Consider the following 23,027-nt stretch of genomic DNA (forward strand, 5'->3'; position numbering starts at 1 on the left):
CATGACCTGTGCCGTCATCGGAATCGGCCGCACCACCTACTCGAAGAACTCCGGTCGCACCACCCGCGGGATGGCTGTCGCTGCCTGCCGCGACGCCATCGACGACGCCGGGCTGACACCTGCCGACATCGACGGGATCTGCACCTTCATGGCCAACGACTCCGAACAGCCGATCTTCGTCGGGTGGGCGCTGGGCATCGAGGAATTGGCGTGGGCCAACGCCATGTTCGGCGGCGGGAATCTGGTGGCCGACCAGGTCGCGACCGCCGCCGCGGTGATCGAGGCCGGGATCTGCAAGGCCGTGCTGGTGTACCGCTCACTCAACGGCCGCTCCGGACATCGCTTCGGCCACATCGAGGGACCGATGCAGGTGCCCCACCATGACCAGTTCGACACCGCGTCGGGGTTCATGGTGCCGCCGCAATGGTTTGCCATGTGGGCGCGCCGCCACCAACACGAATATGGCTCCACCTCAGAGGATCTGGGGCAGATCGCGATCACCCAGCGTAAGCACGCCGGGCCCAATGAGCACGCGCTACGCCGCGAGCCGCTGTCGATGGATGACTATTTGGCGGCGCGCTGGATCAACGAGCCGTTCCGGGTGCTGGACTGCACCTCCGAGGTCGACGGCGCGGTGGCCATCCTGATTGCGGGCGAGGACATCGCCCGCAACGCCAAGCAGGATCCGATGTGGCTCGTCGGCTCGTCCAACTCTCAAGGCGGTGCCGGTTGGACGGAGTGGAGCGATCCGACCGAAATGTATTCGCGCACAGCCGGTCCCAAGATCTGGGAGAACACGGGGCTGACCCCGGCGGATATGGATCTGGCCTGCATGTACGACTGCTTCACCTACACGGTGATGGCCACCATGGAAGGGTTCGGATTTTGTGAGAAGGGCGAGGTCGGCAAGTTCTTCTCCACCGGCCGCGCGACCTACGGCGGTGACGTGGTGGTGAACCCCCACGGCGGCCTGTTGTCCGAAGGCTACATTCACGGCCTCAACCACCATTACGAAGCCGCACTGCAGTTGCGTCACGCGGCCGGTGTGCGCCAGGTCGACGGCGCCCAACTCGCTCTCGTCACTGCCGGCGGCGGCCCGTTCGGCGGCGCTAACGTCTACAGCAGGGAGAAGCCATGACATCACCCCCGGCCACCAATCCGCTACTGATGCCGCCGATCCCGGTACCCGACCCGGACTCGGCGCCGTACTGGGAAGGCCTCAAGGCCGGCAAGCTGATGCTGTGTCGCTGCGACGACACCGGCAAGTGGATCCACCCCCCGCTGGAACGCAGCCGATACACCGGCGGCCCGGTGCACTTTGAAGAAGTCAGCGGACGGGGCACCGTCTTCAGCTACATCGTGATACGCCAAGCGCTGGTGCCCGGTCGCATACCGCCCTACGTCGTCGGCCTCATCGAACTCGACGAACAGCCCGGCCTACGTATCAATGCGGTCATCGACGCCGACCCCGCCGACGTGCGGATCGGCCAACCAGTGCAGGCCCGCATCGTCGACCTCGGTGACAGTGGTTACCGCATACCCGAATTCACCATCCGGCTCGCGAACGACGGGACCACGCCAGCATGACCGACATGAGCACCGACGCCACCTTCGACGTCGACGATCTACCTTTCACCCGGGACAGAACACTGGCGTGGCAGCAGCTGCGCCAGCACGGCGAGGTCGTGCAAGGTCGCGAGCAGGTGGTGCTGACCAGCGCTGCGGCCGTCGAGTTCGTGGCGAAGCGACCCGAACTCTTTTCCTCGGCCCGGGCGTTCGACCGCCTCGGCAGCCCGGTCCCTTTGGTTCCGATCGCCATCGACCCCCCCGATCACACCCGGTTCCGACGGCTGTTGGACCCGTTTTTCAGTCCGCGAAAGATGGCCGAACGCGAACCCGAGCTGCGGCGGCAGGCGGGCGAATTGATCGATGCCATCAAGGAACGGGGGGAGTGTGAGTTTCTCGCCGACGTCGCCGTCCCGTTTCCTACCCAGGTCTTCCTGACACTGTTCGGGTTGCCGCTAGAAGACCGCGACCGCCTGGTGCACTGGAAGGACTCGATCCTGGAGTTCACCAACCCCGCCAGCGGCGAGCCGACCCCGGAGGTCTTGGCGCTCGCCCTCGAGCTCTACACCTACCTGAACGAGCACATTGCGGCGCGGCGCGCCAACCCCGCGGGTGACGACCTGCTCTCGCAGTTGACCGCGCTCGATGATGAGGGCGGGCTCACCGACCCGGAGATCCTCGGGCTGTGCTTCCTGTTCGTCCTTGCCGGCCTCGATACCGTGACGTCCGCTTTGGGGTTCTCCTTTGCGAGGCTGGCCGCGGACCCGGAACTGCGACATACACTCACCGCTGACTACTCCTTGATTCCGTACTTCATCGAGGAGCAGCTCCGAGTCGACAGCCCGGTTCCGTTCGCGCCGCGCGTTGCCACCGAGGACGTCGAAATAGCGGGGTGTCCCGTGGCCAAGGACACCACCATCCTGATCAGTCTGGGCGGCGCAAACCGCGACCCCCACCAATATCCAGACCCAGACACCGTGCATCTCGACAAGCAGCCACCCCATTTCGCGTTCAGCCGCGGCCCGCATCGTTGCCTGGGATCGCACCTGGCCCGCCTCGAATTGCGCCTGATCCTCGAGGAATGGCACAACCGCATCCCCGACTACGCGCTTCGCGAGGGCGCCCAGCCCACCGTGCCGTGGCCACACGCCACCATGGGCCTGGACGCCGTCCCGCTCGTCCTGCCAACCCACTGAATCGACACGACGGGCGGATGCGCTGCGTGAGCGAGTTGCCGACGATGCAGCCGACCGGATGGTTCCAGGTCGGCTGGAGCTCCGATCTCGCCGTCGGCGCGGTGAAGCCACTGCACTATTTCGGGACCGAGTTAGTCGCCTTCCGAGACTTGGACGGCGACGTCCACGTCCTCGACGCGCACTGTCAACACCTCGGGGCCAATCTGTCCGTCGGGGGCTGTGTGGTCGAGGACGGGATCCAGTGCCCGTTCCACGGCTGGGTCTGGGACGGCAACGGCCGCAACGTCCGCATCCCCTACGAGCAACGCCCCAACCGGGGACGACGGGTACGGGCCTGGCCGGTGTCAGAAATCAACGAATGCCTCTATCTCTGGCACGACGTGCAACGCCGCGATCCGCTCTGGCAGCTACCTCACGCGCTCGAAACCCTCGGCGAGCACGTCAGCAGTCGGTGCTACCGAGCGGTCGGCAGCCAGGAACGCGCCCTGTTTCCCGGAATCCACGTGCACCCGCAGACCGTCGCGGAGAACGGCGTCGACCCCCACCACTTCCAATTCGTCCACCGCACCCCGATCAGCCCCGTCGTGCTCACCGAGCACGTCACCGAAGAGACCTGGCACGCCAAGGTGGGGTTCGGCCGGCGATGGGTCAACGGCGACGACCGCCCCGGCGACACCCACAACACCATCGAGATCCGCTGGTCGGGAATCGGGGTCAGCTTCAACGGTGAGCACACCGCCGACGGTGTGCGGGTCATCGCGATCTGCACAACGCCCGTCGACGACGCCACGTCCGACATCTTCGCGACCTACTGGATCTCCGAGGGTGAGAACTACGACGAACGACTCCGGGTCGCCAAAATGGCGCTGCCCGACGACATCAAGATCTGGGATCACCAGCAGTACCTAGATAAACCGGGGCTCGCGCCGACCGAGGCCGCGGGCTTTCAACGGCTGCGCCACTGGGCGCGCGGCTTCTACCCGAAACCTGACGTCGTCACAGCCCCCCAATAGACCCGCAAGAAAAACCCGGATGCATTTCCCCTGCTGTTCTAGTCACCCCGACAAAGGAGGCACCCGTGCCGCTACAGCCCTGGATGGAATTGATCTCCGTCGACGATCACCTGATCGAGCACCCGACGGTCTGGAGTGATCGACTGCCCACCAAATACTTGGAGGCGGGTCCCAAGATCATCGAATGGGAGCGTCCCGACACCAAGGCGATGTGTCAGGTCTGGGAGTACGAGGGCCGGATCTACCCCTACATCGGGCTGAACGCGGTTGCGGGTAAGAAGCCCGAGGAGTACGGCGTCGAGCCGGTGCGCTACGACGACATGATCCCGGGTTGCTATGACCCCAAGGCGCGGGTCGCCGACATGGACATCGACGGCGTGCAGGCGATGACCTGCTTCCCCTCATTCCCGCGGTTCGCGGGCGCGGTGTTCCACGAGGGCGAGGACAAAGAGTTAGCACGACTGTGCTCGCAGGCCTGGAATGACTTCCACCTCGACGAGTGGGCCGCCACCGCGCCCGATCGGTTCGTCGCGGTTGCGATGTTGCCGTTCTGGGACGTCGAGGCCAGCGTCAAGGAGATCCACCGCGTCGCCGCTAAGGGCGCGAAATGCGTAACCTTCCCGGACCTGCCCGACAAGCTGGGATTGCCGTCAGTGCACTCCGATCACTGGGACCCGCTGCTCTCGGCGATGGAGGACACCGGCCTGGTGCTGGCCCAGCACTTCGGTTCCGGCGGCTTCCCGCCGCCGATTGCTCCGGATGCCCCTTTCGCCGTGTTCGTCACGCTGATGGGCACCATGTCGATGACCGCACTGACCGACTGGTTGTTCAGCCACACGCTGTACCGGCATCCCAAGTTGAAGATCGGCCTGAGCGAGGGCGGCGTCGGGTGGATCCCCTACATCCTGGAGCGCGCCGACAGCGTGTGGCGCAAGCACCGCTTCTACAACAACGTCAACCAAGACCATCCGCCGAGCTACCTGTGGAAGAAGCACTTTCATGGCTGCTTCATCGAGGACGACTTCGGCGTAGAGGTCCGCCACCACATCGGTGTCGACCAGATCACCTGGGAGTGTGACTACCCACACTCGGATTCGTTCTGGCCGCAGAGCCGCGACCGGGCCGCGCAGGCCCTCAAGGACGTGCCCGACGACGAGGCCCACAAGATCGTCGAACTCAATGCCCGTGAGTTCTACAACTTTCCGCGGGTGGCGTGACCCCCGCCGGCGACGACGTGGGGAGGGTTGAGCAGCTTCCTCGGTCGGACTGGACCGACCAGGATCTCCTCACCAAAGACGAGGCCCGCGAGCGCCTCGTCGAGGAGATCGAGCGCACCCACGCTCGGCTCGACGAAGTGAAGGCAAGCTCGGGCGATCCTGCCCAGATCGACGCCGAGATCACCCTGCTGGCCCGCCGCCTCAACGCGATGGAGTCAGTCCGCGCCGAATACAACGACTATCTCGACGGCTAGTCCGTCCCAACCCAAGGAGTCAGTAATGGTGAAGGTGCAGCAATTCGAAGGTGCCTCGGCGATCGTCAGCGGCGGCGCCGGCGGTCTGGGCGAGGCGACGGTTCGCCGGCTGCACGCCGACGGCTTGGGTGTGGTGATCGCCGATCTCGCCGCCGACAAGGGCAAGGCGCTAGCCGACGAGCTGGGCAGCCGGGCGCTGTTCGTGAGCACCGACGTGACCAGCGAGGACAGCATCCTCGGCGCGATTGAGCAGGCCAACCAGCTCGGTCAACTGCGTTATGCGGTCGTGGCACACGGCGGTTTCGGTGTGGCACAACGGATCGTGCAGCGCGACGGCAGCCCGGCGGATATGGCTGGTTTCACCACGACGATCGACCTCTACCTCAACGGCACCTACAACATGGCCCGGTTGGTGGCCGCCGCGATCGCCGCGGCCGAACCCCGGGAAAATGGTGAGCGGGGCGCGCTGGTGCTGACCGCGTCGATCGCGGGCTACGAGGGCCAGATCGGGCAGACCGCCTATGCCGCGGCCAAGGCCGGAGTCATCGGGTTGACCATCGCCGCGGCCCGCGATCTCAGTTCGGTGGGCATCCGGGTCAACACCATCGCACCGGGAACCATGAAGACGCCGATCATGGAATCGGTCGGCGAAGACGCCATCGCCAAGTTCACTGCGAACGTGCCATTCCCGAAGCGGCTCGGATCCCCCGCAGAATTCGCCGACGCGGCTACGTTCCTGCTGACCAACGGCTACGCCAACGGCGAGGTCTTGCGGCTCGACGGCGCGCAACGCTTCACCCCGAAATAACACGCAGGCGCCACACCCGACGATGCTTAATGAACCGAAGGGGGAAAGTGGGATCGAGCGATACCAGCTCCTCGGAGGTCACCAAGTGGGACCCTGAGCTGACCGAGCGGGTGATGGGCTGGATTCGGCCGATCATCAAGGGCTATCACCGTTCCCGGGTGCGCGGTCTGGAATCCTTTCCGCCTGGCGGGGCGCTGGTAGTGTCCAACCACTCGGGCGGGTTGTTCGCGCTGGATGTCCCGGTGTTCGCGACCGGCTTCTACGACAAGTTCGGCTACGACCGGCCCGTCTACACACTCAGTCACGACATCCTCATCACCGGCCCGGCCGGCGACATCTTGTCCAAGACAGGCTTCATCCGCGCCAATCACGACAACGCCGATGCGGCCCTGCGTGCCGGCGGGGTGGTCGTGGTATTCCCCGGCGGTGACTACGACGTCTACCGATCCACCCGGTCAGCCAACATCGTCGACTTCAATGGCCGAACCGGGTACGTCAAGGCGGCGCTCAACGCTGCAGTGCCGATCGTCCCCGCGGTATCCATCGGCGGGCAGGAGAACCAGCTCTATCTGTCCCGCGGTGAAGGGCTGGCCAAGTTGCTCGGGCTCGACAAGCTGCGGCTGAAGATCCTGCCCATCTCGTTCGGATTCCCCTTCGGACTGAGCATCCTGTTGCCGGTCAACGTGCCCCTGCCCACCAAGATCGTCACCCAGGTCCTCGAACCGATCGACATCCTCGCCCAGTTCGGCGCCGACCCCGACATCGACCAGGTCGACGCCCATGTCCGCCACGTCATGCAGCAGGCCCTGGACAGTCTGGCCGACGAGCGCCGCTTCCCGGTGCTGGGCTGAACGGCACCGGGCACCGGGCACTGTGGGCGCACTGCACTGACCCAGGCGGGCCGCAACAACCCCCTTCGTCGAGGCATGAGTGGCCGCCAGCCGGACCAGCCCACGGGCCCGTGACACCACCAGCTCACACGTCCGCGGAAGCCGCCAGCATCACGTGATGCGCAGGGAACGCAACTCCCCGCCCCACATGTAGTCAACGATCCGGCAGAGCGGTGCCACACGTGAGCTTTCCTCGACAGACCGCGGGTCGTTCTGAAAGGGCAAGTCCAGTGCCGGCAACCGGCGGACGCGGCCCCGACGGCCCCACCCTCCGATGACCGTCAGGGTCAGCGGGGCCGCTACTTCAATACCGCGGGCAGCGCCGCGAACTCCTGACGGATCAGATCGTCGAGAGCGCGACCCGGTGTCGACAACCATTGATCGAGGGCACGTTGGACCAGCAGCATCCCGACGGCCGCCAGCAAACGGCACTCGTCGTCGGGTGCCGGCAGATGCCGCCGTTGGGCGATCACCTTCGCCACTGTCGTGGCATTGGCCTCGTGATTACTGCGCTCCCGGCCCATCAGCACCAGCGACGAGGCGACCGCTTCGTGGTACTGCGCGATCCGCTTGCGAATGCGCTTAAGCCCCGGCGCAAGCAACGCGAACGAGCTTGCCAGCGCCTCGAAATCGGATAGCTCCTCGGGCTGCGCGAGGTAGACCCCGCTGACGGCGTCGATGAAGTCGTACTCACCGAAAAACAGCACCGACTCCTTGCCGGGGAAGTACCGGTAGAAGGTCCGCGGCGAAACGCCCGCGCTCTCGGCGATCTGATCGGTGGTAGTCGCGTCGTACCCGTTGGCGCTGAACAGATTCAGGGCGGCCTCCAGCAGCGCATTCCGCGTCCGATCAGCATGCTCGTCACGCGGTGAACGATCGCCTCGCGCCATCCGCCCCTCCTCGACTGTCTCCGATGTCCCGACAGCGACAACCACGGCGTCGGCCCAGATTTGACACCCCCGCCGCGCAGAGGCTCCGACGCCAACTATGACAGTGTATTGCCAAAGTCCAATCAGGCTTGGGCTGGAACATGCAGGCAATTCCGCTCGCACCGCCAAGCCGGGCCAACGGTAACCGCGCGCCTCGGCAGACCTGCTTCGCTAGCCTCGGTCACGCAGCTTTGCTGCGGTCGTTCCTCAGCCCAAGAGGCGGCGAGCGACACTGAATGACGGTCACCTGCAAGCGATCTCAGCAATGAGACCATCACGATGGACTTCGCCCAGTCGCCGATCTCGGCACAGCATCGACCGCGCCCGCGCTCGCGAAGCCCGCCGCCGCGCAGTCATCGTTGGGCGAGTCATCGAAGGCGCACCACCCGCTGACGTCCAGGCGGCGTTCGGCCAGGGTCGCCCCAAAGGACGACAAGCCACGCGCAGCGAGACACCAGAAAGACGCCAGGGGCCGATGCACAGCTATGAGGCGGCCCGACACCACGACGTCCACCCGGACGGCACAACGGTCCTGCGCGCCCGGGCCTCAATGGATCGAACCCCAGCTCGGCCACGGTTGACATTATTGTCAAAATCCCGCTGAAGCGCCTCTGAAGTGGCTAGATGTTGGCCGCACGAAAGGCTAGCGCCCGTCGCGACCCGCCATTTGACAAAAACGTCAACAACCGGGTTACGATGCCCGGGTGAGTGTGCTGACCGCAGCTTCGCCACGTGATGGGGGACTCGTGCCCCATCCACAGGCTGATCGCATTGCTAGTCGACTGACGCCGGCCGTCAGCACTCAACCGATGAACCGATGGACGCTATGACTGACGTGTTGAGCGGGATCCGTGTGGTCGAGCTGGCCGCGTGGACGTTCGTCCCGGCCGCCGGCGCGGTGCTTGCCGACTGGGGCGCCGACGTCATCAAGGTCGAGCATCCCGAGACAGGCGACCCGCAGCGCGGGCTCATCAGCTCAGGGATCGTCACCGGCGCGGGGGGAGTGAACCACTTCGTCGAGCAGCCCAACCGCGGCAAGCGCAGTGTCGGGTTGGATACCTCCACCGCCGAAGGCCTTGAACTGCTGATGAGGCTGATCGAGACCGCCGACGTCTTCATCACCAACCTGCTGCCCGACTCCCGACAGCGGATGGGCATCGACGTCGACCAGATCCGCGCCCGCAACCCCACCATCATCTACGCCCGCGGCCATGGTTACGGCACCAAGGGGGACCTGACCGCCCAGGGCGGTTTCGACCTGGCCGCGTACTGGGCGCGCGGCGGCATCGGCGATGCGTACGCCGACGGTACCGGCTGCTATCCGCCGATTCAGCGACCGGGCTTCGGTGACTCCTACGGAGGTCTGGCGCTCGCGGCCGGTATTGCCGCAGCCCTGGTGAAACGCGAACGCACCCGTGAGCCATCGGTCGTCGACGTCTCGCTGCTCAACGCCGCAATCTGGCAGCTGGGCCCCGACATCGTCGGCGCCGGCGTCACCGGACAGGACATCCCCAAGTTCAACCTCGACGAGATGCCCAACCCGGTGGCCAGCATCTACCGGACGCGCGACAACCGGTTCATCGCCTTCGTGCTGCTGCAGGCCGACCGATTCTGGTCGGACTTCTGCACCCGACTGGGCCGCACCGACCTGATCGACGACCAGCGCTTCGCCCATGCCACCGCGCGGTTCGGCAACCGCAAGCAGTGCATCGCCGAACTGCGGGAGAGCTTCGCGTCGGAGAACCTTGCGCACTGGGAGAAGGCGTTCGCCGGGTTCGATGGTGTGTGGGACGTCATGCGCACCGCCCACGAGGTGCACAGCGATCCGCAGGTGATCGCCAACGGGTACCTGCCTCGGGTCACCGACGCCAAGGCCAACGAGTTCGCCCTGGCGGCAAGCCCCGCCCAGTTCAACGAGATACCGCTGGACCTCACGTGCGCGCCGGCACACGGTGAGCACACCGACGCCGTGCTGGCCGAGCTGGGATTCAGCGAGGACGAGATCATCGACTTCAAGATCAACTCGGTGGTGCTGTGACATGCCGATCTCCGAGGATCTCGCCCGCCGCTTCCTGCACGTCAACCTCAACTGCGCCTCGGTGCAGGCCACCGAGAAGCTCTACGGCGGCGTACTCGGACTGACCACGCGGATGCGGACCGATCCCCAGGTGCCCGGCGACGGCAGCATCATGGGCCTGGATGGCCCCACCTATACCGAGACCGCGTTCCTCTACGACGGTCGCGGGGGCCGCCGCAGTTGCGCTTTGGAAGCCATCGAGTGGAGCACCCCACCGCTGCGGCGCGACACCAACACCGATCCGGTGCGACCCGGCATCCGCTCCACGCTGCTGTCGGTCACCGATCTCGCCGCTATCAGCACGGACCTACGCGCCGCCGGAGTACGGGTCTCCGATCCCATCGACGGGCTCATCTCGGGCACCGAGTCGGTGCTCGCCCTGGATCCCGACGGTGCGGTGATCGAGCTCACCCAGGCGCCCCCGGACGCCGACCCCCACCAGGGGGCGCTGTTCGGCGGCATCCGCATCGCAGCCATCGACGCCGCGGCGACCGTCGCCTTCCTCACCGAGATCGGGTTCGCCGTCATCGACGGACCCACGCGGGTCTCCGCCTCAGGCGAACAGCTCGCCCCCGGCGGCACCGCAGAACCCGTGGACTGCGTGGTGGCGCGGCTCGGCTTGCCTGAGGACGGCGCACAGTTCACCCTCACCGTGGTCGAGCATCCCGACACGGCCCGGCACCCGAGGGCCGACGGCGGCAACAGCCAGGGACTGTACCGCTGCGCGCTGCGGGTGGACAGCGTAGAACGCGCACTGGCTTTGCTGCCGGATTGGATTGCCGTGCAAGGTGATCCGGTGTGGTGCCCGCTGCCCGGCACCAAGATCGACGGACTCTACATCGCCTTCTTGCGCTCGCCGGACGGGGTGTTGTTCGAATTCGTCGAACGCCCCCTGTCGTTCTTCGCACCGACACCGTCGCGGTGATGGCCGCGTGGACAGTACTGACACCGAGAGGATAGTGACCGTGAGCCAACAGGTTCCGCTGGCTGAAGGATTGTTCACCTGGCCGTCAGAGGATCCCGCTTTGATCGGCGGGCGATCCTCCGACGGACAGATCGTCTTCCCGTATCGCTCCCACCGCATTGTCGGTACCCGGCGCGAAGCGCTCGAGCCGGTGGAGCTGCCGCGGCGCGGCACGCTGTGGACGTTCACCACCCAGCAATTCCGGCCTCCGGCGCCGCCGTATGCCGGCGATGACGACGCGACGACGTTCACGCCGTTCGCGATCGGCTATGTCGAGCTGCCCGGAGCGTTGCGGGTGGAAACCCGGCTCACCGAGAGCGACCCCGAGAAGCTGAGAATCGGTCAGCCGATGGAGCTTCGGATCGTGCCGTTCGGCACGAACGCCGACGGCGATCAAACGATGATCTTCGCCTTCGCCCCGGCTGACGGTGACGACGCTGCAGAAGGAGACCACGATGGCCGCAAGTGACGTCGCAATCGTCGGGGTGGGTCTACACCCGTTCGGCCGCTATCCCGGCAAGTCGGCGCTGGAGATGGGCGAAGAGGCCGTGTACGACGCACTCGTCGATGCCGGGGTGGCGTGGACGGACATCCAGGCGCTCTACGCCGGCAGCATGGAGGTCAAGAACCCTGAGGCCATCACCGCGCTGCTCGGTATGACCGGCATACCCGCGCGGGCGGTATTCACCGGATGCGCCACCGGAGGCACGTCACTGGCCATGGCCGCCAACGCAATCCGCGTAGGAGACCACGACCTGACGATCGCGATCGGCCTCGACAAACATCCCCGCGGAGCGTTCTCCGATCACCCCTCGGTATCTGGGCTGCCGGATTGGTATGGCCAAGCGGGTCTGTTTTTGACCACCCACTTCTTCGGAATGAAGATCAACCGCTACATGCACGACTACGGGATCAGCCACGAAACCCTGGCACGGGTTGCGGCTAAGGCCTTCCGCAACGGCGCGGCCAACCCGACGGCCTGGCGGCGCAAGCCGGTCGCTGAACAGGAGATCCTCGCATCGCCGATCCTGAACTATCCACTGCGCCAGTACATGTACTGCGGGCCCGACGAGGGTGCGGCGGCCGCAGTGCTGTGCCGCGCTGACCAAGCCCACAAGTACACCAAACAGCCCATCTACCTGCGGGCGTCCCAACTGTTCTCCCGGCGCGCGGGCGCGCTGGAAGTGCTGAGCCCGTCGATCTCACTCACACCGGCGCCCAGTCCGACGGTCTTCGCGGCCCGGGCTGCCTTCGAGGAAGCCGGGATCGGTCCCGAGGATGTCGACGTGATCCAGCTACAGGACACCGACGCCGGCTCCGAGGTCATCCATCTGGCCGAGAACGGCTTCTGCGCCGACGGTGATCAGGAAAAGCTGATCGCAGCGGGCGAGACCGAGATCAGTGGCCGCCTGCCCGTCAACACCGACGGCGGCCTGTTGGCCAACGGCGAACCCGTTGGCGCGTCGGGATTGCGGCAAATCTACGAACTCGTCACCCAGCTACGCGGACGTGCGGGCGCACGCCAAGTGGACGCACCGCGGGTCGGATATGCGCAGCTGTACGGCGCCCCCGGCACCGCCGCGGTCACCATCCTGTCGACCTGACCCACACACAACCATGGGAGTCCGAAAATGGCCGTAACCACCAGCCGCGCAGCCATCGTCGCCGCGGCGCGCACCCCGATCGGCACCGCCCGCAGGGGCACACTGGCCAACGTCGAGTCCAAGGACCTCGCCAAGCCGGTCGTGGCCGCGGCCATCGATCGATCCGGTATGGACGCCACCGACTTCGAGGACCTGATCCTGGCCGAGGTCATGCAGGGCGGCGGTGACATCGCCCGCTACGTCGCGGTCGATCTCGGATTGACCCAACTGCCGGGGCTCGCGCTGAACCGCCAATGCGCCTCGAGCCTCACCGCAATCGCGGTCGCCGCCGGGCAGATCGCCGCAGGAATGGGCCGGGCGATCCTGGCCGGCGGAGCCGAATCAGCCTCGACGGCACCGATCTCGCGCAAGCGCAAACCGTTCACCACCGGCAAGGACCCCGACGACTGGGCCGGCCCGTGGTTCTCCCTCTCCCACCCACCGACCCCGGACGCGCCGGCAATGGACATGTCGATCACGGTGGCCCACAACTGCGCAGTCCAATACGGAATCTCACGGGAAGCGCAAGACCAGTGGGCACTGCGCTCCCACCAGCGGGCCATCGCCGCCATCGACGCAGGGGCCTTCGTCGAGGAGATCATCCCGGTCGAGGTCCCGCAGGCCGACGGCAGCACCACGACCTTCGCCCAAGACGAGCACCCCCGTCGTGGCAGCACCCTGGAGACGCTGTCGAGTCTCAAAGTGCTCCACCCCGAGATCGAGGGCTTCACCGTGACCGCCGGCAACTCCTCGGGCATCAACGACGCGGCCGCCGTCGTGGCACTGGCCGCGCCGACGACACGCAACGACGTCCTGGCCAACGTGCTGTCCTGGAACGCGGTCGGGGTGGCGCCCAACCGCACCGGGAGCGCGCCCATCACGGCGATCCCCAAGGCGCTGGAACTGGCCGGGCGAAAGATCGAGGACGTCGCACTGTTCGAGATCAACGAGGCATTCGCCGCCCAAGCCGTGGCCTGCGCCCGCGAACTGGGTCTAGATGAAGACATCGTCAACGTCTACGGCTCGGGCATCAGTCTGGGCCACCCAATCGCCGCGACCGGGGCCCGCATGGTCACCTCGGCGATCTATGAGTTGCGCCGCCGCGGCGGCGGCATCGGCGTCCTGTCCATGTGCGCCGGCGGCGGAATGGGTGCAGCCATGGTGATCGAGGTGGCCTGACGGCAATCAATGCCCCGCACACAAATCCGACAAGAACGTCCATGACCACCATCGGCAGGCAGACACTCCCATGTCGGGCGGCGCCGCGGTGACCCTGACCCATGGGCGCGGCGACTTCGCCGCGACGCTGCGCACAGAGTTACACGCGTTAGCCCGGTCACGAGCACCTGGCGCTGGTTTCACGGTCGCCGTCGGCGATGGTGTCGGCCAGCTGCGCACACTCGACGACGGCACCGCTTTCGGTGCCGCGCTGAGCGCGGCGGCACGCGATATCAGTGCAATGCGGTTGGTGCTCAGTTGGCTGACCGCGCCCTTGGACGGCCTCGAGCCGGATGCATTCGCCGAGGTGGTGGCGTTGATGCCCGGTTGGGGAATGCGGGCCGTGCTGCACAGCCCGTCAGCACGATTCCTGCCCACCAGCCTCGCCGCGCAGCCGGCGCTGCTGCTCGGGCCGTTGCGGCCCGACGTGTTGATCACCCGGCTGGTGCAGCGCGGCGACCAGCTCCTGTTCAGCACCGAGGTGTCCTGGCAGCGAGAGCTCATCGACGCGGGCATCCCGGTGCTGGCCGTCATCGACAGCACCGCCCCAGCCGCGAGCGCCGAGTCACCGCTGAATCCCCATCAGGTGCGCATCATCGGACGCAGTTGCGATGGCCCGTATCAGTTCCTGCAGAAGCAACCCGAAGCGGTGCACCACGCGCTCGCCGATGAGGTGCTCAGATTCGTGCCCGCGGGAGCCCGGCTACAGTACGGGCCGGGCCAGCTGGGCACCGCGCTGCTCCAGCGCGCACAAGTTCCGCTACGCCTGGACACCGGACTGCTCACCGACGCCGTGGTCGATCTCGACCGGCGTGGCCTGCTTGTCGGTGAACCCTCGGCCACCTATCTGCTGGGCAGCGACGTCCTCTATGACTGGGCCGATGGCCGCGCCATCCTGCGGGGCGTCGCGCACACCCACGACCTCACCCGCCTCAGCCAGGGCGAGCCTCTCATCACGGTCAACACCGCCATCGAAATCGACCCCACGGGACAGGTCAACGTCGAAGGGGTCGCCGACAAGGTCGTCGGCGGCATCGGCGGGCACCCCGACTACTGCCGGGCCGGCCGACTGAGCCGCGGCGGTCTATCCATCATCGCCGTCGGGTCCACCTTCAACGGGCGCTCACCGCTGGTGGATCAGTTGAGCCGGCCAGCGTCGACCCCGGCATTCGACGTCGACATCATCGTGACCGAAAACGGTTGCGTTGATGTGCGTTTAGCGGACTGGGCGCAGCGCCGCACCCTGATCACCGAGCTGTTCACGCGCTAGCAGGTTCCGGGCGCCGCGGCGGGACCCGACCATCGGTACGCGAGAGCGCGTGCCCAACAGAGGAGAGAAGCACCGATGAAGGTGATCGCGTCCGTCGACGATGCACTGCGACTGGTGGGCCACGACCTCGGAGTGAGCAACTGGAAGGAGATCGATCAGGCGCGCATCGACGCCTTCGCCGACGTCACCGAAGACCACCAGTGGATACACGTCGATGCCGACCGCGCAGCGTCCGACAGCCCTTACGGCGCCACGGTTGCACATGGCTTCCTGTTGCTGTCGCTGATCCCGAAGATGAGCAAGGACAACTACGTCGTCGAGAACGCGAAGATGGGCGTCAACTACGGGCTCAACAAAGTGCGCTTTGTCGCCGCGGTCACCGCGGACAGTCGGATCCGCGTTCGCTCCGAATTGATCGACGCCGCCAACGCGGCCGACAACGTCGTGAACCTGACCGTGCGCCACACCATCGAGATCGACGGATCGGACAAACCGGCCGCAGTCGTCGACCTGATCGCACGGTATGTGTTCTGAACGAACTCGGCGTTGCGGTCGGACCGCAACAGGCCGCTTTGCGTAACAGCACTGCCCCCGAGGAGTCGTCGCCTATTGAGCGAGGAGCGGTTTGAGTTTGGTGGCGATCAGTCGGATGTGATCGGCCACCAACTGCTCTGGCATTCCCGCGATGGATGACCACAGGAAGATCTCCTCGACAGGTGCGTCGTCGACATAAGCGCGCACTGACGCGGCGACAACCTCGGGGGTGTTGTGGACGAACGCCCCGAGCACCCTGCCCAAGTCGGATTCGCTGCGGATACGGTCGGGGTCAACCGGACGGGGCAGCGGCGCGTCGGTGCCCTCGACCATGTACCGCCGGTAGGAGTCGAGCTGGTACCGCAGATGTTCGCTCACCACGGGCCAGTCGGCATCGGGGTCCTCGGTCACCCAACCCGAGAAGGCGCCCTTCATGCGGCCCACCGACGGATCGTGACCACCCGCGACGAGCCCCTCTCGGTAGTGCGGCCACAGAGCGCCGTTCGCGCTCAGCAGACCGGCACCGAGTTTCCCGGCCCGTCTAGCCCCTTTCGGCCCCTGGTAGCCCAGATAGATCGGAATCTGACCGTGGACCGGCGCAGGCACATGCCGGGCATCAGAGAAGATCTCCCGCAACTCGGTGACCCGACGGTCAGTCGTGGTGTAGCGCCGGGAGATGTCCACCCCGAACAGCTCGAACTCCGGATGGCGGTACCCCGCACCGAGACCGAGGTCGACCCGCCCGCCGGTGATCACGTCGACGATGGTCGCCTCCTCGGCGATCTGAATCGCCGAGCGCAACGGTGCAAGCAGAACGGCAGTGCCGAGCCGAACCTTCCGGGTGACGGCACCCATCGCCGCCAACATCGTCAACGGCTGTGTGAGGTAGCCGTCTTCGAATAAGTGATGCTCACTGGTCCACACCGAGTCGATGCCGAGGTGCTCGGCCTCTTGGCACATCTCCAATGTGAACCCGTAGAGCCGATTCCAGTCCTGGCGCCATGCGGGCGGGTTGCGCATGTCGAAGTACACGCCGACCTTCATCGCCGAATCCGCGGTGTCAGCGCTTGTCGCTGGACAGGATGGTGACCGCGGACACCGCGGTCGGTCCGCCGATGTTGTGCGCCAACCCCACTCGTGCCCCGTCGACCTGGTTTTCGGCTTCGCCACGTAACTGGTTGAACAGTTCGTAGCACTGCGCCACACCGGTCGCGCCCGGCGGGTGCCCCTTAGCCTTCAGCCCGCCGCTGGGGTTGATCGGGATGGAGCCTCCCACGTAATGTTCGCGGCCCTCGACCAGTTTGTAGGCCTCGAATCGGCTGGCGAAACCCAGGTCTTCGTAGCTGATCAGCTCGACGCCGGTGAAGCAGTCGTGCACTTCGGCGACGTCGATATCGCAGGGCGTCAGCCCGGCCATGTTCATCGCGGCCTTGGCGGCGCGCACCGTCGGCGGGAAACTCGTCATATCCGACTTGTGCTGATGCATCACACGGTCCATGCCCACCCCCACGCCGCGCACCCACACCGGGCGATCGGTGTAACGGTCAACGACGTCCTCGGCCGCCAGGATCAGCGCGGCGGCACCGTCACTTTGCGGCGTACAGTCATACAGTCCGAACGGGTCAGCAATGATCGGCGCGGCCAGTGCCTGCTCGACAGTGATCTCAAAGCGCAGTTGGGCTTTGGGGTTCTTCAGGGCGTGGAAGTGGTTCTTCACCGCGACCATCGCCATGTGCTCCTTGGTGGCCGGCGACTCGTGCAGGTAACGGGTGACGTGCAACGCGAAGTTGGCCGGGGCGACCAGCCCCAAGGGATAGTCCCAGGCGGTGTCGCGGGTCAGCCCGGCCCACTCCCAGAATGTGGCGTTGGTCGCGGTCTCGCGGACCTTGTCTGCACCCACCACGAGCACCACGTCGTAGGCGCCGGACGCAATCGCCAGCACGCCGTTGCGGACGGCGTCATTGCCAGTGGCGCAGGCATTTTCGACCCGGGTTACCGGAATACCGGTGAGGTCGAGGGTATCGGCCAGGATGCCGGCCGGGAAGCCGTCCGTCGTGGTCAACTCGCCGAACCAGGCGGCCTGCAATTCGGATTTGGCGATGCCCTTGTCGACGTTGGCGACGCACTCGGCGTAGGCCATCGGGATGAGATCTTTGATCCCGAGGTCGAAATGCTCTGCAAATGCGGTCATTCCGGCCCCAACGACGGCGACGTTTCTCATGCCACTGCTCCTCGTGAATCGCGGCCGGGCCAGAACGCGTAGCCGTAGTCGGGAATTCCGGCGCGGGTAGCGAGCCGGCGGAGCACCACCGAGCCGGGCTGACCGATAGCGGCTTCTCCAGCCGGAACTCCGGTTACTTTGAGCAGCACCCGTACTGGGCTGTCGTCGAGTTGGACAACAGCCAGCGAATAAGGGCCGGGCAGATCGGGTACCGGGATCCGCACTGTGGTGTGGGTGTAGACGGTGCCGGTGCGCGGCAGCGGCTCGAGCCGGTAATCGGCGGCGAGCACACCGTTGTCGTCGACACGGGTGCGTGGCGGGAATTGCGCTGCGGAGTCGATACCGGGCCGCTCCTCGAATACAGCGACCTCCCACCGCAGCTTCGGATCGAACGCGCGCGCATAAGCAGGAAGCGAGATCGGGATGCCGATGCCCTCGGCCGTCCTGAAGGGGGGCAGATCGCGAGCGGTCACCTCATCGCGGGTGATCGTCGGCGGTTGTGCGCGCAACTCCAGTTGCGCGGCGGTCACGCTGGACTGCTCGACAGCCAGCACCAACCCTGCTGTGCCCTTCTCGATGGCTGCGGCCAGGACGCGGATCAGTGCGGCCGCCGAGACAGTCGCGTCTTCGGCCGCGGCGCCCGCATCGAAACCACCCCCGAGTTGGCCTGCCGCGACTCCCGCGACCGCGGCCACGGACTGTGTCCCGTCGAGTCCCAGCAAGGCCACCGTCGACTTCACGCCGACTTCGCGCTGCAACCGCGGATCGGCGTACACGTGCCGCGCCCCGTCTGGCCCGCGCGCGATCGTCGGCAGGCTGCGGGTCTGTCGAGCGACTGCATTCACCGCCGCACCGGAACCGTCGACTCCGGTCAGTACCGCGGCGGCGGAGGCGACGCCATCGGTGTCATCGGCGGCGATGACGAGCGTGCCGGCAGGGGCAGACGTTATCTGGTCGAGCACCACCGGCGCACCTCCGAGAACCTCGGTCACCGCAGCGTCGGCGGACAGCGAAAGGCCGGCGAGAAGCACAGCACCGTTGCCACCCTCCAGCAGTGGAAAGTCACGCGAGACGAGAACGACGCGCTGCGCAGAGGCCGTCGGATCGGCCGCCCGACCGGCGGCAACCGCCATGGTCAGCGCATCCTCGTCAGGTCCCTTGACCCGACGAGCGCGGTTACCCACGCCAGTCGTCCAGGGCGGAAGGTAAGTGCCAATCGACACAACATCAGTCACGGTCGTCTACCTCGCGCTTCGGTGGGACAAGCGCACAAACTCCGAACGGCGCTGCTCTGCCAGGAATAACTCACCCGTCCACAATAAGGTATATAGTTATATATTTAGCTGTGAATTGTGCCACTTGTGAGCGGCGATCATCGCTGCGATCAGAGGCGGCTGGTGAGAATAGAGGCGAGCCACAACGGCAGCCGGTTTGTGGCCATTCGTGCGAAGAAACGGATGGGCGGGCTCAGGTTGCGCAGCACGCTGGTTCCTTTGACGCGGGACATTGCACGCCACAAAGACGATGCGTCGCACACGGCGGGATCCGAGCTCGGCAGCAACACCGGGAACGTTGATCCCCGCCAACGAGTGCGCCACCAGCGCCACGTGATCGACACCCGCCGCCTCGACCTGCCGCACGATCGACGCACTGACTGACGGTCAGGGTCCGCAGGTCTCCGGGAATCCGCTGGCGCCCCGGCAGATTAGGCGTGATCACCCGCGCCTGAGGGGGTCTGACTTGCGACCGCGCTGCCAGCGGCAAGCACCGAAATCGCCCACTATTTGAGCGACAAGCAGCGCGCGGCGCTCGGCACGGTGCCGCAGCTGGTTCGACCACACCGGCCCGCCGGTACCTGGAATCCCGGCGATCACTACTGCGCGGCCGGCTAACTACTGGCCGCCGAACCGGGTTATAAGTGCTGGGCGATCCGCGGGCAGATCGTTGAGATCTCCCGCGAGGTCGGCTCGCGTTGAGCAGATGCCACCTCGTCGGGATTGCCGGTACGCAACTGCGCCCTGGCGAGGACGTCGGACAAGTCGTCGAGATCTCTGATCCGTTAGGCCGACGCAGCCAAGCTTTCGGAAGCGAGCCGGATGCCGACGGCTTGTTTCGACACCTGCAGAAGCTCGGCGAGGGTCGTGGTGAGCGATTCTGTGTCGTGCGCCGCGACTGGCGGGGTGCCCAAGCCGAGTTCGCGTATTTCACGCAGGGCCAGTCGCCTGAAGATTCGACGCGGCATCAGCAGGGCCGCCATCGCCCGGTTGGCTTGAACTTCGCGCCAATCTGGACGCCGGCGCACCGAGTTCCACTCCGCCACGGTGGGTGAGATGTCGCGGTGCAGACAGCGCATCAGTCCACCCTCGCTCGGGTTGGCAACGCCACCACGCCCAGCCAGCTGGGCCATCTCGGGATCGAACAGGTAGCGGTGAAGGAAGATGTGGGCCGCCTCGTGCGCGAGGGTCGCTCGCCAGCGACCAACCACTCCTACGGGTGCGCCTTCGGCGTCTCGCGCCTCGGTCAACGCACTGTCGATCTGGACCTTCGGCGCGCCCCGAGCCGGGAACTCGGTTAGCCCGAGGACTCCGTCGGGCAGGTTGGCGTACAGGTCGAGTTGGGCCCGAAGATGGACTTCGATCAGTCGCTCAACATCGGTGACCGGATCCTGCAGCGCAGGCATCAGCTCAGCTCGACGAAGTTGCTCAGTCGCGATTTGTTCGATGTCCTCGGCTTCGTACCAGATCCGCTGATCGCCCTCCGGGCCGGAGTACCACTGCATCGTTATCGCTCCGAGTTGTTGTCCTGTGTCATCTCGTCAACCTGTTTGAGCAGGCGTTTGAGCTGGCCTTCGGTCAACTGATCGTGGGTCACCCGTCGAAACAGCACCCCGGCGCTCGGATTCTCGCGAATGTACTGCTCGGCGTCCTTGGTGGCGAGACCTAGCCGCCCCGCCGCCGCCAATAACGTGTCGAGGTCCAGGGCGAGCCGCTTGGCAATCTGCTCTAGCACCTCAGCGGACGGCACCCGACGATCGAATTCAATGTCATTCAGGTAGGACGGCGACAATCCCAGATCGCGCGCCAGGCCGCGCAACGTCAGTTCTGCGTCGACGCGAGCGTTCCGTATCTGTTTTCCGAGCGATTCGCCCCTGCCTTGGCTTGCCATGTTCGCAAACTAGCGTACGCCGCTGGTCTGCGGAAATCTCGTGTCCGCGTGCCGTGCTACACTGTAGGCGTGTACGCGGACATGCGTACAACCCGATGGGAGATTCCCGTCGGCGTCGGCATCGAAAGGACCGATCACTGATGAATGAAGACGAGAGGACTGCGGGGGTCGACCTCGCGGATCGTGGCAAGGAGTATGCGATCGTGATTAACGGGGAACTGGCCGTCGTCCCGCACGAGGTTGTCTCCTACGCGGAGGTGGTGGCGATCGCCTATCCGGAGCAGGCCGATCCGAGCACCACCTACACCGTGACCTTCCGTAAGGCTGAGGGGACCCGTCATGAGGGTGTCCTCGTTGAGGGCCAGAAGGTCACGGTCAAGCACAAAGGCACGGTCTTCAATGTCACCGCTACAAATAAGTCGTAGCCCGGATCTGCAGCGTTTGCGCGACGAGGGCTTCAACATCGAGGTCCGCGCCAACTACCTGCACGTGCACGACGTCCCGTACGTCACCTCCGCCGGCGAGGTGGCGTACGGAACGATCGTGAGCGAGCTGACCACCAATGGCGTGAGCACCGTGGCGCCCAGCGACCACACTGTCTGCTTCGTCGGCGGCATCCCCTGCGACCCGCGCGGCGAGCAGTTGTCGAAGATCATCAACAACCCCAACGCGATCACCCTCGCAGAGGGAGTGGTGGCCGACTGCCAGTTCTCCAGCAAGCCGCCCAGCGGCGCCTACGTCGACTACTACGAGAAAGTCGTCTCCTACATCAACATGGTGTCAGGGGCCGCCCAGGCCATCGATCCGCAGGCGACCGCCAGGACGTTCCCTGTCGCGGCGGTCACTGCTGAGGAATCGGTGTTTCGGTATCACGACGCGGCGTCAAGCCGCGCCCGGATCAGCGCAGTGACCGAGAAGCTGGCCATCGCCAGCGTCGCGGTCGTCGGCCTCGGGGGAACCGGCGCCTACATCCTGGACCAGGTGGCTAAGACTCCGGTCGGAGAGATCCATCTGTACGACCCGGATCGTCTGTACGCGCACAATGCATTTCGGTCGCCCGGCGCGGCGTCGATTGATCAACTCGCGCAGTCGCCACTGAAGGTCCATTACTACAAGAGCATCTACGACGCGATCCGCTACGGGATCGTTGCGCATCCCGAGCGCGTCGACGAGAACATCATCGCGCAGCTGCAGTCGATGACGTTCGTGTTCTTGGCGATCGACTCCGGCCCCTGCAGGAAGTTCATCTCCGAGCGGCTGCTGGAGTACGGGGTGCCGTTCATCGACTGCGGAATCGGCATGTACCGCACGGGCGAGTCCTTGGCCGGCATCGTCCGCACCACCGCATGCACGCCGGAGCGGCACGAACTGCACCGTTTGCCCGTCGTCGACGATGATGATGAGGAGTACGACAACATCCAGCTCGCAGACATCAACGCGCTCAACGCAATTTATGCGGTGATCAAGTGGAAGAAGCTGTTCGGCTTCTACGCCGACTTGGAACGCGAGCATCACAGCGCCTACACCATCGACGGCAACCATCTCACCAACGAGGATTCTCCCGAATGAGGCACACCACGCTGACGCCCGAGTTCGTCGAGTACATCCCCAGTCAGCTTGACGACGGCGCGCTCTATGTGTCGATCCCGTACTGCACCGCGGTCCACAAATGTGCATGTGGGTGCGGCTACAAGGTTGTCACCCCGATCTCACCGGCCGACTGGCAGATCCTGTTCGACGGCGAGGCGGTGTCGCTGTTCCCGTCGGTGGGCAACTGGGAATTCCCGTGCCAAACCCACTACTGGATCCGCTCCAACCGTGTGATCCGGGCGAAAACCTGCACACCAGAGCAGATTGCCCGGGGTCGGGCTCGCGAAGACCGGGCACGACGGGAGTACTTCGCCCGCAAATCAGGCCACGCCGACCCATCGGTCGAACAACCGCAGACCCGGACGCTCCACGACCGTTTCCGAGCGATTCTCTTCCAACGCATCGCGAAGCGCAGGTTGTGGCGATCCTCGCGCCCCGATCCGACGATGGCGACGGGGAAGGACCAATAACG

Annotated in this window: 25 protein-coding genes; 18 read left to right on the forward strand and 7 right to left on the reverse strand. The window is 65.7% G+C overall.

Annotated elements, in window-relative coordinates; all coding sequences use genetic code 11:
• The first annotated feature begins 1 nt into the window (after nucleotide 1).
• The 8 genes from U8D42_RS22265 (at nucleotide 2) to U8D42_RS22300 (ending at nucleotide 6,905) form a co-directional block, all read left to right on the forward strand.
• Entirely contained in the window at nucleotides 2-1,138 is a 1,137-nt protein-coding gene (locus U8D42_RS22265) for a thiolase C-terminal domain-containing protein (protein WP_062886382.1), read from the forward strand.
• Entirely contained in the window at nucleotides 1,135-1,587 is a 453-nt protein-coding gene (locus U8D42_RS22270) for a Zn-ribbon domain-containing OB-fold protein (RefSeq protein ID WP_085288697.1), read from the forward strand. Before U8D42_RS22265 ends, U8D42_RS22270 begins: the two co-directional genes overlap by 4 nt.
• On the forward strand, nucleotides 1,584-2,762 hold the full coding sequence (locus tag U8D42_RS22275) for a cytochrome P450 (protein WP_085288696.1): 1,179 nt from the start codon (nucleotides 1,584-1,586) through the stop codon (nucleotides 2,760-2,762). Before U8D42_RS22270 ends, U8D42_RS22275 begins: the two co-directional genes overlap by 4 nt.
• A 26-nt stretch (nucleotides 2,763-2,788) precedes the next feature.
• Entirely contained in the window at nucleotides 2,789-3,775 is a 987-nt protein-coding gene (locus U8D42_RS22280; RefSeq protein ID WP_245843101.1) for a Rieske 2Fe-2S domain-containing protein, read from the forward strand.
• A 65-nt stretch (nucleotides 3,776-3,840) separates the two neighbouring features.
• Nucleotides 3,841-4,992: an amidohydrolase family protein gene (locus U8D42_RS22285; protein ID WP_196760415.1), complete on the forward strand. Its 1,152-nt coding sequence runs from the start codon at nucleotides 3,841-3,843 to the stop codon at nucleotides 4,990-4,992.
• Nucleotides 4,989-5,246 carry a hypothetical protein gene (locus U8D42_RS22290; protein ID WP_085288693.1) on the forward strand — a complete coding sequence of 86 codons (258 nt, stop codon included), beginning with the start codon at nucleotides 4,989-4,991 and terminating at the stop codon, nucleotides 5,244-5,246. Before U8D42_RS22285 ends, U8D42_RS22290 begins: the two co-directional genes overlap by 4 nt.
• A gap of 28 nt (nucleotides 5,247-5,274) precedes the next feature.
• Nucleotides 5,275-6,054, forward strand: a complete 780-nt coding sequence (locus U8D42_RS22295; RefSeq protein ID WP_322858776.1) for an SDR family oxidoreductase — start codon at nucleotides 5,275-5,277, stop codon at nucleotides 6,052-6,054.
• A 29-nt stretch (nucleotides 6,055-6,083) separates the two neighbouring features.
• Nucleotides 6,084-6,905 (forward strand): 1-acyl-sn-glycerol-3-phosphate acyltransferase, encoded by an 822-nt coding sequence (locus U8D42_RS22300; RefSeq protein WP_110881827.1) that lies wholly within the window; start codon nucleotides 6,084-6,086, stop codon nucleotides 6,903-6,905.
• Between the two features lie 338 nt (nucleotides 6,906-7,243).
• Here the strand turns inward: U8D42_RS22300 and U8D42_RS22305 are convergent, their stop codons facing one another.
• On the reverse strand, nucleotides 7,244-7,834 hold the full coding sequence (locus U8D42_RS22305; protein WP_062886633.1) for a TetR family transcriptional regulator: 591 nt from the start codon (nucleotides 7,832-7,834) through the stop codon (nucleotides 7,244-7,246).
• An 865-nt stretch (nucleotides 7,835-8,699) separates the two neighbouring features.
• Here U8D42_RS22305 and U8D42_RS22310 point away from each other — a divergent pair.
• The 7 genes from U8D42_RS22310 (at nucleotide 8,700) to U8D42_RS22340 (ending at nucleotide 15,579) form a co-directional block, all read left to right on the forward strand.
• On the forward strand, nucleotides 8,700-9,911 hold the full coding sequence (locus U8D42_RS22310) for a CaiB/BaiF CoA transferase family protein (RefSeq protein ID WP_085288806.1): 1,212 nt from the start codon (nucleotides 8,700-8,702) through the stop codon (nucleotides 9,909-9,911).
• Between the two features lies 1 nt (nucleotide 9,912).
• On the forward strand, nucleotides 9,913-10,875 hold the full coding sequence (locus tag U8D42_RS22315) for a VOC family protein (RefSeq protein ID WP_322858205.1): 963 nt from the start codon (nucleotides 9,913-9,915) through the stop codon (nucleotides 10,873-10,875).
• A gap of 40 nt (nucleotides 10,876-10,915) precedes the next feature.
• Nucleotides 10,916-11,383: a Zn-ribbon domain-containing OB-fold protein gene (locus tag U8D42_RS22320; protein WP_085288805.1), complete on the forward strand. Its 468-nt coding sequence runs from the start codon at nucleotides 10,916-10,918 to the stop codon at nucleotides 11,381-11,383.
• Nucleotides 11,370-12,518: a thiolase family protein gene (locus tag U8D42_RS22325; RefSeq protein WP_062886642.1), complete on the forward strand. Its 1,149-nt coding sequence runs from the start codon at nucleotides 11,370-11,372 to the stop codon at nucleotides 12,516-12,518. The genes U8D42_RS22320 and U8D42_RS22325 overlap by 14 nt, the downstream gene beginning before the upstream one ends.
• A 27-nt stretch (nucleotides 12,519-12,545) precedes the next feature.
• Entirely contained in the window at nucleotides 12,546-13,736 is a 1,191-nt protein-coding gene (locus U8D42_RS22330; protein ID WP_322858204.1) for a thiolase family protein, read from the forward strand.
• Nucleotides 13,737-13,806: 70 nt separating this feature from the next.
• Nucleotides 13,807-15,045, forward strand: coding sequence for an acetyl-CoA hydrolase/transferase C-terminal domain-containing protein (locus U8D42_RS22335; protein ID WP_322858203.1), 1,239 nt, complete (start codon nucleotides 13,807-13,809; stop codon nucleotides 15,043-15,045).
• Between the two features lie 75 nt (nucleotides 15,046-15,120).
• Nucleotides 15,121-15,579: a MaoC family dehydratase gene (locus U8D42_RS22340; RefSeq protein ID WP_322858202.1), complete on the forward strand. Its 459-nt coding sequence runs from the start codon at nucleotides 15,121-15,123 to the stop codon at nucleotides 15,577-15,579.
• A gap of 72 nt (nucleotides 15,580-15,651) precedes the next feature.
• Here U8D42_RS22340 and U8D42_RS22345 read toward each other — a convergent pair whose 3' ends face one another.
• The 6 genes from U8D42_RS22345 to U8D42_RS22370 all read right to left on the reverse strand — a co-directional run bounded on the left by U8D42_RS22345 (nucleotide 15,652) and on the right by U8D42_RS22370 (nucleotide 20,965).
• On the reverse strand, nucleotides 15,652-16,623 hold the full coding sequence (locus U8D42_RS22345; protein ID WP_322858201.1) for an LLM class flavin-dependent oxidoreductase: 972 nt from the start codon (nucleotides 16,621-16,623) through the stop codon (nucleotides 15,652-15,654).
• A 16-nt stretch (nucleotides 16,624-16,639) separates the two neighbouring features.
• On the reverse strand, nucleotides 16,640-17,800 hold the full coding sequence (locus U8D42_RS22350; protein ID WP_085288687.1) for a thiolase C-terminal domain-containing protein: 1,161 nt from the start codon (nucleotides 17,798-17,800) through the stop codon (nucleotides 16,640-16,642).
• Nucleotides 17,797-19,035 carry a Zn-ribbon domain-containing OB-fold protein gene (locus U8D42_RS22355; protein ID WP_322858200.1) on the reverse strand — a complete coding sequence of 413 codons (1,239 nt, stop codon included), beginning with the start codon at nucleotides 19,033-19,035 and terminating at the stop codon, nucleotides 17,797-17,799. The genes U8D42_RS22350 and U8D42_RS22355 overlap by 4 nt, the downstream gene beginning before the upstream one ends.
• Nucleotides 19,036-19,131: 96 nt before the next feature.
• Nucleotides 19,132-19,440: an alpha/beta hydrolase gene (locus U8D42_RS29410; RefSeq protein WP_431523803.1), complete on the reverse strand. Its 309-nt coding sequence runs from the start codon at nucleotides 19,438-19,440 to the stop codon at nucleotides 19,132-19,134.
• A gap of 419 nt (nucleotides 19,441-19,859) precedes the next feature.
• Nucleotides 19,860-20,579, reverse strand: coding sequence for an ImmA/IrrE family metallo-endopeptidase (locus U8D42_RS22365; RefSeq protein WP_322858198.1), 720 nt, complete (start codon nucleotides 20,577-20,579; stop codon nucleotides 19,860-19,862).
• A gap of 2 nt (nucleotides 20,580-20,581) precedes the next feature.
• Nucleotides 20,582-20,965 carry a helix-turn-helix domain-containing protein gene (locus U8D42_RS22370; RefSeq protein WP_322858197.1) on the reverse strand — a complete coding sequence of 128 codons (384 nt, stop codon included), beginning with the start codon at nucleotides 20,963-20,965 and terminating at the stop codon, nucleotides 20,582-20,584.
• 140 nt (nucleotides 20,966-21,105) lie between these two features.
• Here U8D42_RS22370 and U8D42_RS22375 point away from each other — a divergent pair, with 140 nt between their 5' ends.
• The 3 genes from U8D42_RS22375 to U8D42_RS22385 are packed head-to-tail and all read left to right on the forward strand — an operon-like array spanning nucleotide 21,106 to nucleotide 23,025.
• On the forward strand, nucleotides 21,106-21,390 hold the full coding sequence (locus U8D42_RS22375) for a multiubiquitin domain-containing protein (protein WP_322858196.1): 285 nt from the start codon (nucleotides 21,106-21,108) through the stop codon (nucleotides 21,388-21,390).
• Nucleotides 21,365-22,534, forward strand: a complete 1,170-nt coding sequence (locus tag U8D42_RS22380; protein ID WP_322858195.1) for a ThiF family adenylyltransferase — start codon at nucleotides 21,365-21,367, stop codon at nucleotides 22,532-22,534. The genes U8D42_RS22375 and U8D42_RS22380 overlap by 26 nt, the downstream gene beginning before the upstream one ends.
• Complete coding sequence (locus U8D42_RS22385; protein ID WP_322858194.1) at nucleotides 22,531-23,025, forward strand: DUF6527 family protein; 495 nt, start codon at nucleotides 22,531-22,533, stop codon at nucleotides 23,023-23,025. The genes U8D42_RS22380 and U8D42_RS22385 overlap by 4 nt, the downstream gene beginning before the upstream one ends.
• Nucleotides 23,026-23,027 lie beyond the last annotated feature (2 nt).

Source organism: Mycobacterium europaeum, from assembly GCF_034555895.2.
GTDB classification, from domain to species: domain Bacteria; phylum Actinomycetota; class Actinomycetes; order Mycobacteriales; family Mycobacteriaceae; genus Mycobacterium; species Mycobacterium europaeum.

Coding starts and splice junctions, on each gene's coding strand:
- U8D42_RS22370 (WP_322858197.1), bottom strand. CDS start 20,965: ATGGCAAGCCAAGGCAGGGGCGAATCGCTCGGAAAACAGATACGGAAC.
- U8D42_RS22385 (WP_322858194.1), top strand. CDS start 22,531: ATGAGGCACACCACGCTGACGCCCGAGTTCGTCGAGTACATCCCCAGT.
- U8D42_RS22380 (WP_322858195.1), top strand. CDS start 21,365: ATGTCACCGCTACAAATAAGTCGTAGCCCGGATCTGCAGCGTTTGCGC.
- U8D42_RS22300 (WP_110881827.1), top strand. CDS start 6,084: ATGAACCGAAGGGGGAAAGTGGGATCGAGCGATACCAGCTCCTCGGAG.
- U8D42_RS22365 (WP_322858198.1), bottom strand. CDS start 20,579: ATGCAGTGGTACTCCGGCCCGGAGGGCGATCAGCGGATCTGGTACGAA.
- U8D42_RS22310 (WP_085288806.1), top strand. CDS start 8,700: ATGACTGACGTGTTGAGCGGGATCCGTGTGGTCGAGCTGGCCGCGTGG.
- U8D42_RS22265 (WP_062886382.1), top strand. CDS start 2: ATGACCTGTGCCGTCATCGGAATCGGCCGCACCACCTACTCGAAGAAC.
- U8D42_RS22270 (WP_085288697.1), top strand. CDS start 1,135: ATGACATCACCCCCGGCCACCAATCCGCTACTGATGCCGCCGATCCCG.
- U8D42_RS22375 (WP_322858196.1), top strand. CDS start 21,106: ATGAATGAAGACGAGAGGACTGCGGGGGTCGACCTCGCGGATCGTGGC.
- U8D42_RS22345 (WP_322858201.1), bottom strand. CDS start 16,623: ATGAAGGTCGGCGTGTACTTCGACATGCGCAACCCGCCCGCATGGCGC.
- U8D42_RS22350 (WP_085288687.1), bottom strand. CDS start 17,800: ATGAGAAACGTCGCCGTCGTTGGGGCCGGAATGACCGCATTTGCAGAG.
- U8D42_RS22335 (WP_322858203.1), top strand. CDS start 13,807: ATGTCGGGCGGCGCCGCGGTGACCCTGACCCATGGGCGCGGCGACTTC.
- U8D42_RS22315 (WP_322858205.1), top strand. CDS start 9,913: ATGCCGATCTCCGAGGATCTCGCCCGCCGCTTCCTGCACGTCAACCTC.
- U8D42_RS22340 (WP_322858202.1), top strand. CDS start 15,121: ATGAAGGTGATCGCGTCCGTCGACGATGCACTGCGACTGGTGGGCCAC.
- U8D42_RS22330 (WP_322858204.1), top strand. CDS start 12,546: ATGGCCGTAACCACCAGCCGCGCAGCCATCGTCGCCGCGGCGCGCACC.
- U8D42_RS22275 (WP_085288696.1), top strand. CDS start 1,584: ATGACCGACATGAGCACCGACGCCACCTTCGACGTCGACGATCTACCT.
- U8D42_RS22325 (WP_062886642.1), top strand. CDS start 11,370: ATGGCCGCAAGTGACGTCGCAATCGTCGGGGTGGGTCTACACCCGTTC.
- U8D42_RS22305 (WP_062886633.1), bottom strand. CDS start 7,834: ATGGCGCGAGGCGATCGTTCACCGCGTGACGAGCATGCTGATCGGACG.